The sequence below is a fragment of the Bradyrhizobium sp. 6(2017) genome (assembly GCF_011058295.2).
GTDB classification, from domain to species: domain Bacteria; phylum Pseudomonadota; class Alphaproteobacteria; order Rhizobiales; family Xanthobacteraceae; genus Bradyrhizobium; species Bradyrhizobium septentrionale.
The window spans coordinates 3765217-3782486 of sequence record NZ_CP049289.2 but is presented as its reverse complement, the minus strand read 5'-3'; the positions used below and the strand labels follow the sequence as shown (position 1 = coordinate 3782486).

General features: G+C 64.5%; 15 protein-coding genes. 2 read left to right on the top strand and 13 right to left on the bottom strand.

The features are described from left to right. Position 1 precedes the first annotated feature (1 nt). Genes G6P99_RS17535 through G6P99_RS17520 form a run of 4 tightly spaced genes read right to left on the bottom strand, consistent with a single transcriptional unit; the run spans position 2 to position 3913 of the window. The gene (locus G6P99_RS17535; RefSeq protein WP_029080697.1) at positions 2-736 is read right to left on the bottom strand and encodes a glutathione binding-like protein; all 735 of its coding nucleotides are present in this window, start codon (positions 734-736) and stop codon (positions 2-4) included. Positions 737-756: 20 nt separating this feature from the next. Continuing rightward, positions 757-1374 carry a DsbA family protein gene (locus G6P99_RS17530; RefSeq protein ID WP_051346196.1) on the bottom strand — a complete coding sequence of 206 codons (618 nt, stop codon included), beginning with the start codon at positions 1372-1374 and terminating at the stop codon, positions 757-759. A 21-nt stretch (positions 1375-1395) separates the two neighbouring features. Beyond that, positions 1396-2619: an ABC transporter substrate-binding protein gene (locus G6P99_RS17525; RefSeq protein ID WP_029080698.1), complete on the bottom strand. Its 1224-nt coding sequence runs from the start codon at positions 2617-2619 to the stop codon at positions 1396-1398. Between the two features lie 55 nt (positions 2620-2674). Beyond that, entirely contained in the window at positions 2675-3913 is a 1239-nt protein-coding gene (locus G6P99_RS17520) for a CaiB/BaiF CoA transferase family protein (RefSeq protein WP_165128809.1), read from the bottom strand. 130 nt (positions 3914-4043) lie between these two features. On the opposite strand from G6P99_RS17520, the gene G6P99_RS17515 reads away from it, so the two are divergent. After that, the gene (locus G6P99_RS17515) at positions 4044-4970 is read left to right on the top strand and encodes a LysR family transcriptional regulator (protein WP_198031156.1); all 927 of its coding nucleotides are present in this window, start codon (positions 4044-4046) and stop codon (positions 4968-4970) included. 274 nt (positions 4971-5244) lie between these two features. Then, entirely contained in the window at positions 5245-6567 is a 1323-nt protein-coding gene (locus G6P99_RS17510) for a glycosyltransferase family 87 protein (RefSeq protein ID WP_165128807.1), read from the top strand. Positions 6568-7247: 680 nt separating this feature from the next. Here G6P99_RS17510 and G6P99_RS17505 read toward each other — a convergent pair. The 9 genes from G6P99_RS17505 to fba all read right to left on the bottom strand — a co-directional run bounded on the left by G6P99_RS17505 (position 7248) and on the right by fba (position 17267). Continuing rightward, positions 7248-8081, bottom strand: a complete 834-nt coding sequence (locus tag G6P99_RS17505; protein ID WP_334262056.1) for an inositol monophosphatase — start codon at positions 8079-8081, stop codon at positions 7248-7250. Between the two features lie 57 nt (positions 8082-8138). Then, a complete protein-coding gene (gene mmsB / locus G6P99_RS17500) occupies positions 8139-9329 on the bottom strand; it encodes a multiple monosaccharide ABC transporter permease (RefSeq protein ID WP_029080703.1) in 1191 nt (396 codons plus the stop codon). Further along, complete coding sequence (gene mmsA, locus G6P99_RS17495; protein ID WP_165128805.1) at positions 9326-10906, bottom strand: multiple monosaccharide ABC transporter ATP-binding protein; 1581 nt, start codon at positions 10904-10906, stop codon at positions 9326-9328. The genes mmsB and mmsA overlap by 4 nt, the downstream gene beginning before the upstream one ends. A 66-nt stretch (positions 10907-10972) precedes the next feature. Then, positions 10973-12040, bottom strand: a complete 1068-nt coding sequence (gene chvE / locus G6P99_RS17490) for a multiple monosaccharide ABC transporter substrate-binding protein (protein ID WP_029080705.1) — start codon at positions 12038-12040, stop codon at positions 10973-10975. A 446-nt stretch (positions 12041-12486) separates the two neighbouring features. Beyond that, positions 12487-13167 (bottom strand): HAD family hydrolase, encoded by a 681-nt coding sequence (locus G6P99_RS17485; protein ID WP_371261166.1) that lies wholly within the window; start codon positions 13165-13167, stop codon positions 12487-12489. A 32-nt stretch (positions 13168-13199) separates the two neighbouring features. Further along, a complete protein-coding gene (cbbX, locus tag G6P99_RS17480) occupies positions 13200-14141 on the bottom strand; it encodes a CbbX protein (protein WP_156928553.1) in 942 nt (313 codons plus the stop codon). A gap of 111 nt (positions 14142-14252) precedes the next feature. Beyond that, positions 14253-14678: a ribulose bisphosphate carboxylase small subunit gene (locus G6P99_RS17475; protein WP_029080708.1), complete on the bottom strand. Its 426-nt coding sequence runs from the start codon at positions 14676-14678 to the stop codon at positions 14253-14255. A 12-nt stretch (positions 14679-14690) separates the two neighbouring features. Next, a complete protein-coding gene (locus G6P99_RS17470; RefSeq protein WP_029080709.1) occupies positions 14691-16154 on the bottom strand; it encodes a form I ribulose bisphosphate carboxylase large subunit in 1464 nt (487 codons plus the stop codon). Positions 16155-16184: 30 nt separating this feature from the next. Then, on the bottom strand, positions 16185-17267 hold the full coding sequence (gene fba / locus G6P99_RS17465; protein ID WP_029080710.1) for a class II fructose-bisphosphate aldolase: 1083 nt from the start codon (positions 17265-17267) through the stop codon (positions 16185-16187). Positions 17268-17270: the final 3 nt, after the last annotated feature.

Genomic DNA, 17270 nt, shown 5'->3' with positions numbered 1-17270 from the left:
CTCAATTATCCACTTGTTGTGATTGAAGCGCTCCGGTAGGCGCGTCTCCGCCCGCAGGTCTCGCGCCAAACAGATTGCTGCGCGCCTGCGCGTCGAGCGTCTTGCGAATGCCACGCCGGCCGACCGCGAGCCCCTTCTGGAGCTTCGGCCGCGCGCGCAACGCGGCGAACCAGCGCCTGACATGCGGGAAATCGTCGAGGCTGACACCCTGCGCCTTGTGGGTCATGACCCAGGGAAAGCAGGCGATGTCGGCGACCGAATAGTCGTCGCCTGCGACATAGATGCTCTCGCCGAGCCGATCGTTGAGCACGCCGTAGAGGCGGCGCGCCTCATTGCTGTAGCGCTCGACCGCATATTGTATCTTGCTCGGCGCATAGAGCGAGAAGTGCCCGTTCTGGCCCAGCATCGGTCCGAGCGCGCTCATCTGCCACATCAGCCATTGCTGCACGCGGTAACGGCCACGGAGATCGCGCGGAACGAAGCGGCCGGTCTTCTCCGCGAGATAGAGCAGGATCGCACCCGACTCGAAGATGGTCAGCGGCTCGCCTCCGCTGGGCGGATCCCTGTCGACGATGACGGGAATCCGCTCATTCGGATTGAGGGCTCGGAACTCGCTCCGGAACTGATCGCCGCGCGTGATGTTGACGGGCACGACAGTGTACGGCAGCTCGCATTCCTCGAGCATGATCGATATCTTCCAGCCGTTCGGTGTCGGCGCGAAATGAAGGTCGATCATCGGAGCCTCCATCCTGCCGCTCAGGCCGGCTGCTTTTCGCGGGCCAGCGAAAGGCCAACCTCCTGCAGCCGGCGCTCCAGCATCGGCACGCGGTCATTGCCCCAGAACTGCTCGCCGCGAAAGACGCAGATCGGCACGCCGAAGATATGGTCGCCCTGGCTCTCCTGCTGCGCCTCCTCATATTCGCGGCGGCCGTCGCCCTCGAGATAGGCGCGATAGTCGGCACCGGACATGCCGAGCGAGACGATGAAGCGCTCCACCGCATCGACCTCGTCGACAGCGAGCTCGCGGCGGAAGAACAGCTCATAAACAAGCCGGCTGTATTCGATCAGGCGTCCCTGCTTCTCCGCGAACAGCCCGCCGATCAGCGCCGGCGCGGTGTCAAAAATCTTCAACGGGCCGCGGATGATCTTCTTGTCGCCACGCTCGTTGGCGGACCGCCGTGCATCCATGTAGGAATACTTGACCTTGTATTCCGAATAGACGCTGCGCTGGCCGGAGCCCTTGATCCGCAGCTGGAACGGCCGCCACTGCACCTTGATGTCGTATCTCTTCTCCAGCTCGAACACCGGATCAAACGCCAGCCAGGCATAGGGGCTCTTGTAGTCCGAATACATCTTGAGGATTTCGCGCGACATGGTCTCTCCTTTGTGTCGATGTCATTGCGATTGGGCGACGAGCGGGCACTGGCTCTCCGACAGCGGCTGCGCCGCCTCGGATGCCGGAATGACCTTCTCGATGTTGTAGTAATCCCAGGGCTTCTTGACCTCGCCGGGGGCCTTGATGCTCGCCATGTAGAACGGATGCATCAGCCAGCCATCGGCGCGCACAATCCCGTTCTCGACATACATGTCGTTGACCGGCAGCCTCCTGATTTCATCGGCAACCTTCGGGCCATCGAGCGTCCTGGCGGCGGCGACGGCCTGCAGATAGTGCAGCGTTCCCGAATAGACCGCGGCCTGATCCATCGTCGGCATCGCATGATGCTGTCTGAAGAAGCGCTCCGACCAGGCGCGGGTCTTGTCGGTGCGGTCCCAGTAGAATGGCGTCGCAAACGTCAGACCCTGGACGTTGGCAATTCCGAGCGCGTGCACATTGGTGATGTAGGTCAACGGCACCACGATGTGCTGACCGCCCTCGGCGATGCCGAACTCCTTGGCCTGCTTCAGGGCGTTGGTGGTGTCCTCGGCGGCGGAGATCAGCCAGATCACCTTGGCCTTTGACGACACCGCCTGCAGCAGGAACGAGCTGAAGTCGGGATTGTTTTGCGGGAAGCGCACCGAGCCCAGCACCTTGCCCCCCGCCGCCTTGATCGCATTGGTGGCAGCGTCCTCCATCGCCTTGCCGAAGGAATAGTCAGCGGAGAGGAAGAAGAAGCTGTCGAGCCCGCGCTCGATCAGCGGCTTCGGCAGCGGCGCCGAAATCGCATAGGCATTGAGCGACCACGAGAACGCGGTCGCCGCGCAGGCCTGCTGGGTGATTACCGGGCTTCCGGTCACGCCGTGGATGACGATCTTGTTGCGCGCCCGCGCCAATTCCTGCACGGCGAGCGCCACCGCCGACTGCGCCACGTCGACGATGACGTCGGCGCCGCCATTGTCGAACCAGTTGCGGGCGATCGCCGCGCCCACATCGGCCTTCGCCTGGTGATCGCCTGAGATCACTTCGATCGGACGACCCAGCACTCTGCCGCCGAACTCCTCGACCGCCATCTTGGCGGCGAGCACCGATCCCGGCCCCATGATGTCGCGATACATGCCCGACATGTCGGTGAGCACGCCGATCCTGACCGGCTGCACATCCTCCGCCCGAACCGGCGTCAGCACCGCGCTGCCGGCCAGCAACGCGATTGCCGCACCTGTGATCCATCGTGTCTTCGCCATCACTGTCCTCGACGCTCCCCGCTTGGGACGGCATGCATGTGCCGGCCTCTTTGCTTCAGATGACCCGCCTCGACTTCAGATCGTCGATCCTCTCGCCGGAAAGACCCAGCAGACCGCCATAGATCTCCTGATTGTTCTGCCCCAGCGTCGGAGCCGGCGCGGTGTATCCCTTATGGGTCCGGCCCATCTTGATCGGGAAACCGGCGCCGATGACGCGCTGCTCCAGCATCTCGGTCGGATGCGCGACGGCCTGCAGCATGTCGCGCGCGTCGAGATGTTCCCAGGCGAGGATATCGTCGATATCGCGGATCGGGCTTGCCGCGACATCGCCGCGATTGAGCGCCTCGATCGCCTCGGCCGTGGTGCGGCCCAGCGTCCATTCGCTGACGATCGCGTCGACGAGCGCATTGTTGGCAACGCGCCAGCCGGTGTTCATGAACTTGTCGTCTTGCGCGAGGTCGAGCCGGTCCATCACACCCAGCAGCGCCAGCCAATCCTCGTTGGTGGCGGCACCGAGCGCGATCGCACCATCGCGCGTGGCATAGGTGTTGAACGGCGAGAACCGCATGATGCGATTGCCCTGCCGCGGCGCCATGCCCATCCGGGGATAGCAATCCAAGGGCTCGTCGAGCACCAGCGACAGCAGGCAATCCGCCATCGCGACGTCGACGAACTGGCCTTGCCCCGAAATGCGCTGCTCGGTCAGCGCGGCGAGGATGCCGGAGACCGCGAAGGCGCCGGTGATGCCATCCGCGAGCGCAGTGCCTGCCTTGCTGGGGCCGCTGTCCGGCGCACCCGTGATCGACATCAGGCCGGACGCCGCCTGGATCATCAAATCATAGGCCTTGAGACGCCGGTCGGCGCCGGTCGATCCGTAGCCGGTCAGCGCGCAATGTACGATCGCGGGGTTGACCTGCCGGTTTGCCTCATAGTCGATCCCGAGCCGCTCGGCGGCGCCGGGGCGCAAATTCTCAACCAGGATGTCCGCCTTGCGCAGCAGCGCATGGAACAGCTCCATGCCCTCCGCCGAGCGCATGTTCAGCGTGATCGACTTCTTGTCGCGGCAGCGCTTTAGATAAGCAAGACCGAGATCGCTGTCGTGCTTCCGGTCGAGCGCGACGCCATCCTTGCCGAGGAACGGCGGCCCCGTCATGGCGGGATCGCCCTGCTCCGGGGTGTCGATGCGAATGACCTCCGCACCGAAGCCCGCCAGCATCAAGGTGGCGAACGGACCCGAATAGAAGCGCGTCAGATCGAGAACGCGGACACCCCTGAGCGCGCCTTGTGCCGTCATTTTCAGGCTCGCCGTCATCCGGAATTCCCTTCCCGCTCACCGCGCTGTCGTTGTGTTCATCGTTGACGTCGCGGCGATATAGGTCAAATATTTTCCGATCTGGATTATTGATGCGAAAATGGAATGAATGATGCGCGACCGTCGCCCACGCCAGTTCGAGGTCAGCCTCAAACATCTGCGCGCCGCCAACTCGGTTGCGGTGTATGGCAGCTTCACGGCCGCGGCCGCCGACCTCGGCATGACGCAATCGGCGGTCAGCCGGCTGGTGCTTCAACTCGAACGCCAACTCGGGGTCTCGCTGTTCCTGCGCTCGACGCGTAACGTCATCCTGACCGCACCAGGCCGCGAATTCACCGCATCGATGCAGCGCTTGCTCGCCGATCTCGGCGCCCAGGTCGACAACGCCCGCGCGCTCGGCGATCAGATCAAGGGGCGCCTGATCATCTCGTGCCTGTTGTCACTGACCCATCACGTGGTGCCGGAGGCCGTGCTGAAATACCGGAAGGCGCATCCAGGCGTCGAAATCCACCTGCGCGAAGGCCTCGGCAGCGAGGTCTATGAGGATGTGCGCAGCGGCCTCGCCGACTTTGGCGTCGGCAACGTCACCGCGCTGGGCCAGGAGGTGGTCAGCGATGACGCGGTGGAAGAGTCCTGCTTCGCGATCCTGCCTTCACGCCATCCGCTGCGACACAAGAGCACGCTGAGCCTGCGCGAGCTGCGCAACGAAGCTTTCGTCTCGCTGCCGACCGGCTCGGGCCTGCGCAAGCAGATCGACAGCGTCGCAACCACGAACGGTATCGTGCTCAATCACAGCACCATCGTCGAGCAGTTCGGCACGCTCTATGATTTTGTCGGCGCCAATGTCGGCATCTCGATCGTGCCGGCATCGGCGTTGCCGCCGCGCGCCCCGCGCGGTGTCGTGGTCAAACGGCTGGTCTCGCCACCGCTGGTCCGCAAGATCGGAATCCTGCGGCTGAAGAACCGCCCGCTGACACCGGCCGCGACCGGATTTCTCGATATCTTCCGGCCGCTGTTCCTGAGCGCATCGCGGCGATAGCCGGCGCGGGCATACGATGGCGGCAACCGCCCAAATCCTGGTGGGGCGGCGCGATCCTACCGTTGCCAGGCAAAGATGTCCGCCCGCCAGCCCGGAACCCGCCGACGTTGCGGGTTCCTTTACCATGCCCGGCGTGACAGGCCGCGGACAAGGGCAATGTCGCGCGACGGGTTCCGATCCTGCCGCGGCCAATTGCAGCGACCGGGTTTACGCAACCTTAGACGATTTGATCCAAACGTTGGGCGTGCATGACGCGATTGGGATGAAGCGGCCGATGTCGCAAAAGTCGGACCTCGAGGGACACAGGCTCGCCTTCGCTGACGATGCGACGCGTCACCTCGCGACGCCTTCGGATGCCGCAGGTCCGGGCGCTGTGACGCGGCGCGCAACTGACAGCCAGATGTCCGGCACGGGCGCGCTGGTCTCCGCGCTGCGCGAGGCCGAGTGGCTCACGGCCGATCGCGTCATGGCGTTCACCCGCGTCTTTCTCCTGCTGTTCATCGGCTGCGTCGCGATCATCCCGTGGGCTGCGCCGACGATGGATGTCGGCCCTGACTTCGCGGCATTCTGGACCGCGGCAAAGCTCGCGCTCGAGGGCCGCGCCGGCGACGCCTATGGCGACGCAGGCCGCGCCGCGGTCGCGGCCCTGTTCGGTCAGAAGACCTACGCACCGTTCTTCTATCCGCCGACGTCACTGCTCTTCTGGCTGCCCTTCGCGCTGGTTTCCTTTGCGACCGCCGCCGTCATCTGGATCGTCGCGACCGGCGCCGCCTATGCAGCCGCGGTGAGAGCCTTGCGCAAGGGCGGGTCGGTCGTTCCCGCGCTCGCCTTTCCCGGCGTGTGGGTATGCGCATTGTTCGGACAGAACTCGCTGTTCTCGGCAGCCCTGCTCGGCGGATCGGCGGTGACGTTGGACCGGAATCCGGTGATCGCGGGCATGCTGCTCGGCTGCTTCAGCTACAAGCCGCAGGTCGCCCTGCTCGCGCCGCTCGTGCTGATCCTGACGCGGCGCTGGCGCGCGCTCGCAGCGGCGGCCGCAACAACGCTCGTGCTTGTTGTGGCGGCCACCGCCTGCTTCGGGATCGAGCCGTGGATCAAATTCATTGCCGTGCTGCCGGAGGCAAGCGCCTGGAGCCTCGGCGGCGAGCCCGGTTTCGAGAAGTTCGCGAGCCCCTACGCCGCGATCAGGCTGGCCGGCGGATCGAGCAACACCGCCTGGCTCGTTCAGGTGGCCGCGGCCGCGGTCGCGATATCAGTTCTGATCCTGGTGCTGCGGAAGCGGCCCGGCGGCGCCGCCGAGATCGCGCTGATGGTCGCGGCGACCGCCCTGTGCGTGCCATCTCTGGGCAGCTACGAGGTCGTGATCCTGGCGATCCCGGGCGCGTGGCTGATTGCGCAGGCGCTCGCGCACGGCTGGCTGCCGTATGAACGCATCGCGCTCGCCGCGCTTTACATGACGCCTTTCGCCATGGTGCCTGCGGGCGCCAACGGCCTGCAACTGGCGCCGATCGCCGCCGCCGCGCTCATGGCGCTTGTCGCGCGACGCATCAGGCATCGGCCACTGCTTGACGTCCCGGCCGAAATCGCCAATCACTGAGTTGCCCGACGGCGCAAGCCCCCGCAGCAAAAGTATTTCGGTTTATCTGAAGACCCAACTCAGTGTAAGAATTCCCCGTCTCACCCGATCGAGGGGCGCTTGCGCATCGTCACGGGTGTTGCGGTGAGATGCGGTGGACGCCGAGCGTGGAGCTGACGAGAGCACGCGAAGCGGACGGTGAAGTCGTGTGGTCCTGACGCCCTAGATGTGGCCGGTGTCCCCTTGTAAGACGCAATTGCGTCTTGCGAAGGCGGTGACAAACAAGCCAAGTCTCGCCGGGGAGAGCGCGCATAAGTCGTAAAACCATCGCGCAGGGAAAGCCGGGATGGTTCCGGTTACACCTGTGGTCCTACCCCTGTGCTTTTTTGTTGCACAGGGCCCATGGGTGCGATCGGCACCCGGCTTTCCCTGCGCCCTCTGTTCTCAGAGCGGCAAAATGAGACGCGAAGCTCGGACAAATCATGTCGCGAGAATGCGGATGTATGACTCACTGGCCGTGCCACACGTTCCGCGTCGTCCCGGGCAAGCGAAGCGCGACCCGGGACCCATAACCACGAATGTCAATTGCCTTGCAGCGCTGGGGCTACAGCCTTCTTCAACAATGCAGTCCTGTGGTTATGGGTCCCTGCTTCCGCAGGGACGACAGTGAGTATGGGCACACCCGAACGCACGTCCCGCCTCTATCCCGCCGGCGTCAGGATCGCCTGCTGTGCCGCATGCCAGCTCTCCTCGTCGGGCGCGCAGAGCAGGCCGCCCGTCAGGTTGACCGGCTTGTACGGCGATCCGTCGAAATGCGCGCTGTAGCCGCCGGCCTCGCGATGCAACAGCCAGCCGGCGGCATGATCCCACGGCATCAGCTTGTTGTAGAACAGCAAATGACAATGGCCGGACGCCGCCATGCGATACTCGTGCGCGGCGCATCGGAGCCAGGCGCTGGCGCCAAGCCTGGACAGATTGCCGGCGACGGTCGTGCGCAGCGGCTCAGGCAGGAAGTTGACGCCGACCACCGCGTCCATCTGCTTGACCGGCACGGCCGGCGCCACTTTCAGATCATGCCGCTTGCCATCCGGCATCGCGAGCCACGCGCCCTCGCCGCGCAGCGCGAATGCCGTGTCGTTGCTGACGGGATCATGGATCGCACCGAACACGATCTCGCCCCGCATGGTCGCAGCCACCATGGTGCAGAACAGCGGCAGGCTCGAGGTGAAGTTCCGCGTGCCGTCGATCGGATCGATGAAGAAGGCGAGCTCCGCGGTTCCGACCTGATCGAGCGCGGCCGGGTCGCGCGACGTCGCTTCCTCGCCGATCACAACCGCGTTCGGGAAGGCCCGGAGCAGCGCCGCCGATATCGCCTGCTCGGCGAGTTCATCGGCCTCGGTGACCACGTCGAATGCCGATGTCTTGGTACGGACCTCGATCTCCCGCACGCGGCGGAACCGCGGCATGATCTCGCTGCGGCCGACCTCGGCGAGGATGTCTCCGATGTTCAGCGCATCGGCATGAGACAGTTTCACGCGGCTTCCTCCTGCACTGCGCCAGCATCCTATCGTGGAAATATGACTGCGTGGCAGTCACCGGCGCTGGTTGTAGACATCGATGCAGACGGCGCCGAGCAGGACGAGGCCCTTGATCACTTGCTGATAATCGATGCCTATACCGAGGATCGACATGCCGTTGTTCATCACCCCCATGATCATGGCACCGACCACCGCGCCGCCGACCCGGCCGACGCCGCCATAGGCCGAGGCGCCGCCGATGAAGCAAGCGGCGATCACGTCCAGCTCGAAGCCGAGCCCGGCCTTGGGCGTCGCGGTGTTGAGCCGGGCTGCGAACACCAGCCCTGCCAGCGCCGCCAGCACGCCCATATTGACGAAGGTGAAGAAGGTCAGCCGTTCGGTCTTGACGCCCGAGAGTTTCGCGGCCTTTGCGTTGCCGCCGACGGCATAGATCTGCCGGCCGATCACCGTCCGCCGCGCCACAAAACCGTAGAGCGCGATCAGGACCGTGATGATGACGAGCACGTTCGGCAGGCCGCGATACGAGGCGATCAGATAGGTGAAATAGAGCACCGCGCCAGCCAGCGCGATGCTCTTGGCCACGAAGAACGCGTAGGGCTCGACCTCGATGCCGTGCGACTGCTCGCGCGCCCGGCTCTTGGCGCTCGCCCATACCAGCGCGAATGCCAGCACGACACCGATCAGAAGCGAGGTCGGATAGAGCGTGCCGGCGCTCGGAAACAGCTCGGGGATGAAGCCCGACGACAGCTTCTGGAAGGTCGGCGGAAACGGCCCGACCGACCGGCCCTGCAGGACCGCGAGCGCAAGGCCCTTGAACACCAGCATGCCCGCCAGCGTCACGATGAAGGACGGAATCTTGAAATAGGCGACCCAGTAACCCTGCGCCGCGCCGATCGCGGCCCCGACCAGCAGACAGACGATGAAGGCGGTCGGGTAATCGACATGGTAGCTCACCATCAGCACCGCCGCGACCGCGCCGACGAATCCCGCGACCGAGCCGACCGACAGGTCGATATGCCCGGTGACGATCACGAGCAGCATGCCGAGCGCCATGATCACGATGTAGCTGTTCTGCAGCACGAGATTGGTGAGGTTGACCGGCTGCAACAGCGTGCCGTCGGTCACGATCTCGAAGAACAGCATGATCGCGAGCAGCGACAGCAGCATGCCGTAGTTGCGCAGATTGTTCTTGATGAAGCCGGAATGCTTGGGGGTCTCGGGAAGTGATACCGTCTTGTCGGTCATTGTGCTCCGTCTCCCGCCCGGACCTCGCCTCTATGGGCGCCGGTTCCGGACATCCTGACATTGCGCATGATGGCGCGCATGATCTTCTCCTGCGTCGCGTCGTCCTTCGCAAACTCGCCGACGAAGGCGCCGTCGTTCATCACGCAAATCCGGTCGCAGATGCCGAGCAATTCCGGCATCTCCGACGAGATCACCACGACCCCCTTGCCGGCCTCCGCGAGCTCGTTGATGATACAATAAATCTCGTATTTTGCCCCGACGTCGATGCCGCGGGTCGGCTCGTCCAGCAACAGCACCTGCGGATCGGTCATCAGCCATTTCGACAGCACCACCTTCTGCTGGTTGCCGCCGGAGAGCTGCCCGGCCTCCTGATAGACGTCGGAGCAGCGGATCCGCATCCGGTTGCGGTAGTCGCTGGCGGCCTTCAGCTCGACCACATCGTCGATCACGCCACGATCCGACACCTGGCGAAGGCTCGCCAACGTCACGTTCTTGCGGACGTCGTCGGCGAGAAGCAACCCGAGCTGCTTGCGGTCCTCGGTGACATAGGCGAGCCCGGCATCGATCGCCGCCGGCACGCTGGCAAGGTTGGCATCGCGTCCATTGAGGCCGATCCTGCCGGAGATATTGTAGCCCCAGGCCCGGCCGAACAGGCTCATGGCGAACTCGGTGCGGCCAGCGCCCATCAGGCCGGCGATGCCGACCACCTCGCCGCGGCGCACCTTGAAATCGACGTTCTTGATCACCTGCCTGGCGGTGTGCAGCGGGTGATACACCGACCAGTTCTCCACCGTCATCACGGGATCGCCGATCGCGACCTTCCGCTCGGGGAAGCGATGCGCGAGATCGCGGTTGACCATGCTGCGGATGATCCGGTCCTCGTCGACCTGCTCTATCCGGCAATCGAGGCTGTCGACGGTGCGGCCGTCGCGCAGCACCGTGATCCGGTCGGCGACGTGTGCGACCTCGTTCAGCTTGTGCGAAATCAGGATCGAGGCGATGCCCTGCTCGCGGAACGCCAGCAACCGGTCCAGCAGCGCGGCACTGTCGGCCTCGTTGAGGCTCGCGGTCGGCTCGTCCAGGATCAGGAGGCGCACCTGCTTCGACAGCGCCTTGGCGATCTCGACGAGCTGCTGCTTGCCGACGCCGAGATCGGTGACCAGGGTATCAGGCGATTCCCGCAGGCCGACCTGGGTCAGCAGCTCGGCGGTCCGCCGGTACACCGCATCGCGGTCGATCACCCCGAACCGCGACGGCGCGCGCGACAGGAAGATGTTCTCGGCGATCGACATCAGCGGGATCAGCGCTAGCTCCTGGTGGATGATGATGATCCCCAGCGCCTCGGAGTCGTTGATGTCGCGGAACCGGCGCTCCTCGCCGTCGAACAGGATCGACCCTTCATAGCCGCCGGCGGGATAGACCCCGCTCAGCACCTTCATCAGGGTCGACTTGCCGGCCCCATTCTCGCCGACCAGGGCATGGATCTGTCCGGCCTCCACGGTGAAATTGACGTCGCGCAATGCCTGCACGCCGGCAAAGCTCTTGCTGACGTCTCGCATCTCAAGCATCGCCGTCATCAAATCGTGTCCCGCAGCGTCGATCGGTCTCGGCGCTATCAGCCGCCGCTCACCCGCCTCTCAAGCTTAGTCGAATTGCGAGCGCTTGTAGTAGCCGCTGTCAATCAGGACTTTCTCCCAATTGGTCTTATCCACCACGACCGGCTTGAGCAGATAGGACGGAACCACCTTGACCCCGTTGTTGTAGGTCTTGGTGTCGTTGACGCTGACCTCCTTCTTGCTCAGCACGGCATCGACCATGTCGGCCGTGACCTTGGCGAGATCGCGGGTGTCCTTGAAGATGGTCGAGTATTGCTCGCCGCGCAGCATCGCCTTGATCGAGGGCACCTCGGCATCCTGGCCGCTGACGAACGGCATCGGCTGGTCCTTGCTGCCGTAGCCGACGCCCTTCAGCGAGGAGATGATGCCGATCGACAGGCCGTCATACGGCGACAGCACCGCATCGACGCGCCTCTTGCCGTAGAAGGCGCTGAGCAGATTGTCCATGCGGGCCTGCGCGGTCGCGCCGTCCCAGCGCAGGGTTGCGACCTTGCCCATGCCCGTCTGGCCGCTCGCAACCACAAGCTTGCCGCTGTCGATATAGGGCTTCAGCACCGACATCGCGCCGTCGTAGAAGAAGTAGGCGTTGTTGTCGTCGGGCGAGCCGCCGAACAGCTCGATGTTGAACGGCCCCTTGCCGTCCTTCAGCCCGAGCGCGGTCTCGATCGACTGCGCCTGCAGCACGCCGACCTGGAAATTGTCGAAGGTCGCGTAATAGTCCACATTTGGCGTGTCCCGGATCAGGCGGTCATAGGCGATCACCGTGATGCCCTGGGCCTTGGCCTGCTTCAGCACGTCGGACAGCGTGGTGCCGTCGATCGCCGCGATGACCAGCACCTTGGCGCCCTTGGTCACCATGTTCTCGACCTGGGAGAGCTGGTTCGGGATGTCGTCGTCGGCATATTGCAGGTCGGTCCCGTAGCCGCGTTCCTTCAGCACCTTGACCATGTTGTTGCCGTCGTCGATCCAGCGTGCCGAGGATTTGGTCGGCATTGCGATGCCGATGGTCGGCTTGCTCTGGGCGCGGGCGTCCGGCGCGGCCGCGGTGAGACCTGCCAGCGCCAGCGCGATCAACGAGACCTTCAATCTGAACATGCGTCACTCCCCTTCTTTGATTGGTGCCGCGCTGCAGCCAATGGCGTATCAACCATGACGAGCGTGTTATATGTCATACCACCTCTCGGCAGCAGCATCCGCGCCGCCGTCAGGGTGATTTATTGCGGAAAAAGTCGATGCAGCCCATGACTGGCACCACCATCCCTCGCGTCGCGCCGATCGCCCGTCCACGCGGCACCGGCCGGCTTCACTCGCCTGCGAGAGAAGGAATTGAAGGGGGCGCAACGGTGGATTCAGGCATCATGAGGCGCGGTCTCCCAAGCTCATTCGTGTGCGCCCTCCACCAGCGTTCAAGGTGGTGTGGCAGCGCAGGGCGACCCTCTTGCGGGGTACTTCGGTACTATTCCACGGAAGAAATGCGCCGACTAGTCACATTGTTTGTGACCTGTACCGGGCAGACCGACCCGAACGACACGGCGCCGACCCTACTTGTCGATCACCGAGAGGTCGTCGACGACGAGCAGCGCCTCCGCGAAATCGTCATCAGCGAAATACGCGCTTCGGGTGATGACCACGGGGATGCCCGCGTGCGACGCGGCAACGAGGCCGTTGCCGGAATCCTCGATGGCGATGCAGTCCGCCGGCGCCAGTCCAAGCCGGGTCAGGGCCTCGACATAAACGTCGGGCGCCGGCTTCTTGCGCGGAACGTCGTCGCCGGCAACGATCGTCTCGAACAGACCGGTCCAGCCGAGCCCCAGCGCGACCGAGAGCAGCGCATCGATGTTGCCATGCGAGGTCGTGGTCGCAATCGCCAGCCGCTGGCCGCGGCGGCGCGCACCGCCGAGGAATGCTCTCACGCCCGGCCGCAGCGGGCAGCCGCCCGCCGCTATCAGCGCGGCGTAGCGCGCGGTCTTGATCCGGTGCAGGTCGGCGATATCGGCAAATGTCAGCGCCGGCATCGCGTTGCGTTGGTCGAACGCGCGGATGCGCTCCTTGCCTCCGGCGACGCGGAGCAGCCGCGCGTAGGTGACCTGATCCCAGAACCAGTCGAGGCCTGCCTCGGCAAACGCCTCGTTGAAGGCGCGGCGGTGCACCTCCTCGGTTTCGGCCAGCGTGCCATCGACGTCGAAGATCAATGCACGGGCGCCCGCAATGATGTCGCGCATCCCGGTCCTTCGGATCACTGCGAGCGCCTGATTCATCGTCCCTCGCCCGCTGCACCGGCTTCTTTGCTGAACACGCGGCTGGCAAGCACGTCGCCGGCCTCGATCGACATCACGTCGTCGGCCGTCAGCGTGCGGTCGAGCTTTGCCACGATCCGGTTGGCCTGGCGCAGCCGGATGCGGTCGAGCGCGTTGCGGATCGAGCGCGCATTGGAGAACAGCGGCTGTTCCTTGCGCACGGCGATGTAGCGGATGAAGGCCTCGCGTGCTTCCGGAGACAAGCGATAATTCTGCTGCTGCAACATCAATTCGGCGATCCAGAGCAGCTCGCCGTCCGAATAATCCGGAAAGTCGATGTGATGGGCGATACGTGAGCGGAAGCCCGGATTGCTCTGGAAGAACTTCTCCATGCGGTCGCCATAGCCGGCCAGGATCACCACCAGATCCTCGCGCTGCTGTTCCATGATCTGCAGCAGGATCTCGATCGCCTCCTGGCCGTAGTCGCGCTCGTTTTCGGGGCGGTAGAGATAATAGGCCTCGTCGATGAACAGCACGCCGCCCATCGCCTTCTTCAGTATCTCCTTGGTCTTCGGCGCGGTGTGGCCGATATATTGCCCGACGAGGTCGTCGCGCGTGACGCTGATGACGTGGCCGCGGCGCACGAAGCCGAGCTTGTGCAGGATGCCGGCCATCCTGAGCGCGACCGTGGTCTTGCCGGTGCCGGGATTGCCGGTGAACGACATGTGCAGGGTCGGAAACGTCGTCGCCAACGCCATCTTCTGCCGGATACGTTCGACCAGCAGCAGCGAGGCGATCTCGCGGATGCGGGTCTTCACCGGCTTGAGGCCGATCAGTTCGGAATCAAGCTGGTCGAGCACGTCGCCGATGCCGAGGTCGGCGAATTCATGCCGGATGTCGATGGTTGCGAGCGGCGTCTCGCGGATTTGTTCGCCGAGTTGTTCTTGCGCTTGGGTCATCATCCTCTCGCTTCGAAAAAGGCTCCGTCGCCGCGGCGGCGGCGACGGAGAAGTGCATCCGGACCAGGACGGTCGAGGGAGCAATCCGCCTGGTTTACTGGCCGGACGCGGTCACTGGTCGGTGTAGCGTTCGCCCTCGGGGCGCGTCGCCGCATAGGAACGCGTCGCGTAGCGGAGGTTGCGTCCGGCAGCCTCCTGGCGGTCGAGCCGGAAGCCCGGCTCCTCGCGCGGCCGGTTGACGATGAAGGAGATGCGAACGGACTCCCAGCCGTGGCCGGAATCGAAACCGGAGATCCGGATGTAGCGGTCGCCATAGACCCGCCGGCAGTCGGCGAGCTCCTTCATGATCCCTGCCGCATCGCGCAGGTCGAACATCGGCAACCCCCACATCTCCCAATAGGTGTTGCGGGGATGCGGATCGTCGGTGAACTCGATGTTCACCGCCCAGCCCTTGTCGAGGCAGTATTGCACCTGTGCGGCGATCTGCTCGTCGGTGAGATCGGGCAGGAACGAAAAGCAGCCTTGGGTCACGCGCATCAGAATCTCCTGTCAAACCGCCAAGCTCGGCGTGGGAACGAAATCGGGGGCATCCGTCGACTCATAGTTGAAGGTGACGTCCTTCCAGACATCGAGCGCCTCGCGCAGCGGCGTGCAGGTCTGCGCCGCCTTGGCCAGGATCTCCGGTCCTTCATGGACGTAGTCGCGCCCCTCGTTGCGGGCGAGGACCATCGCTTCCAGCGCGACGCGGTTGGCGATCGCGCCGGCCTGGATGCCGCGGGGGTGGCCGATCGTGCCGCCGCCGAACTGCAGCACGACGTCCTCACCGAGCAGATCGAGCAGCTGGTGCATCTGGCCCGCATGAATGCCGCCGGAGGCCACCGGCATCAGCTTGTTGAGGCTCGCCCAGTTCTGATCGAAGAACACGCCGTGCTCGAGCTGCATCGGATTGAAGTCCTCGCGGCAGATGTCGTAGTAGCCGCGCGTGGTGTTCGGATCGCCTTCGAGCTTGCCGACCACCGTGCCGGCATGAATATGATCGACGCCGGCCAGCCGCATCCACTTCGCGATCACCCGGAACGAGACGCCGTGGCTGCGCTGCCGCGTATAGGTGGAGTGGCCGGCGCGGTGCAGATGCAGGATCATGTTGTTCCTGCGCGCCCACTTCGCCATCGACTGGATCGCGGTGTAGCCGATCACAAGATCGATCATGACGATGTTGGAGCCGAGCTCGTGGGCATATTCGGCGCGCTCGTACATATCCTCCATGGTCGCCGCGGTGACGTTGAGATAAGTGCCCTTGATCTCGCCGGTGGCGGCCTGGGCGCGATTGACCGCCTCCATGCAGTACAGGAAGCGCTCACGCCAGTGCATGAAGGGCTGCGAGTTGATGTTCTCGTCGTCCTTGGTGAAGTCGAGCCCGCCTCTCAAGGCTTCATAGACAACACGGCCGTAGTTGCGGCCGGACAGGCCGAGCTTCGGCTTCACGGTGGCGCCGAGCAACGGACGGCCGAACTTGTCGAGCCGCTCGCGCTCCACCACGATGCCAGTTGCCGGGCCCTGGAATGTCTTCACATAGGCGACGGGCAGCCGCATATCCTCGAGCCGCAGCGCCTTCAGCGGCTTGAAGCCGAACACGTTGCCGATGATCGACGCCGTCAGGTTCGAGATCGAGCCCGGCTCGAACAAATCGAGGTCGTAGGCGATATAGGCGAAGTAGCTGCCCGGCGAGTTCGGCACCGGATCGACGCGATAGCACTTCGCCCGGTATTTCTCCGCGGCGGTCAGCCGGTCGGTCCACACTACGGTCCAGGTCGCGGTCGAGGATTCGCCCGCCACCGCCGCGCAGGCCTCGGTCGGATCGACGCCGTCCTGCGGCGTGACGCGGAACAGCGCGATCACGTCGGTGTCCTTGGGCTCGTAGTTCGGCTCCCAATAGCCCATCCGCTTGTATTCCATCACGCCGGACTTGTAGCGATCCTTGCCACGCACCGTGATCGACTGCTGAATATTCATCAAAATCTCCTGTCGTTCGCCGCCATTTGCTCAGGCGGCCTGGGTCATCTTTCCAATCTGCGGATCGAGCGCGCCGGCGCGGTAGCGACGGGCCATCTCGGGCAGTGCCACCACCTTGATCCGGGCGGCATTGCCGGCCGTGCCGAATTGCTCGAAGCGGTCACGGCAGAGTTCGCGCAGCGCATCCATCGCGGGCTTCAGGAATTTGCGCGGATCGAACTCGCTCTTCGACTGCACCGCGACCTTGCGGAAGGCCGCGGCCATCGCCAGCCGGCAATCGGTGTCGATGTTGACCTTGCGCACGCCGTGCTTGATGCCGCGGACGATCTCCTCGACCGGCACGCCCCAGGTCTGCGGCATCTCGCCGCCGAACTGGTTGAACATATCCTGCAGCGGCTGCGGCACCGAGGACGAGCCATGCATCACGAGGTGCGTGTTCGGCAGCCGGGTGTGGATCTCCTCGACCACGCGCATCGCCAGGATCTCGCCGTCGGGGCGGCGCGTGAACTTGTAGGCGCCGTGCGAAGTGCCCATCGCGATCGCCAGCGCATCGACCTTGGTGACGCGGACAAAATCGACCGCCTGGTCGGGATCGGTGAGCAGCTGGTCATGGCTCAGCTTGCCTTCGACGCCGTGACCGTCCTCCTGCTCGCCGCCGCCATGTTCGAGCGAGCCGAGCACGCCGAGTTCGCCTTCGACCGACGCACCGACCCAGTGCGCCATCTCGACCACCCGGCGGGTGATATCGACATTGTAGTCGTAGTCGGCCGCGGTCTTGGCGTCGGCTTTCAGCGAGCCGTCCATCATGACCGAGGTGAAGCCGTAGCGGATCGCGGTGGCGCAGGTCGCCTCCTCGTTGCCGTGGTCGAGATGCAGGCAGAGCGGGATCTGCGGATACATCTCCTCCAGCGCGTCGATCATCTTCGCCAGCATGATGTCGTTGGCATAGGACCGCGCGCCGCGCGAGGCCTGGATGATAACCGGCGCATCGCAGGCGGCCGCCGCCTCCATGATGGCGAGGCCCTGCTCCATATTGTTGATGTTGAAGGCCGGCACGCCGTAGCCGCGTTCGGCGGCGTGGTCCAGCAATTGCCTCAGTGTGATCCGCGCCATAAT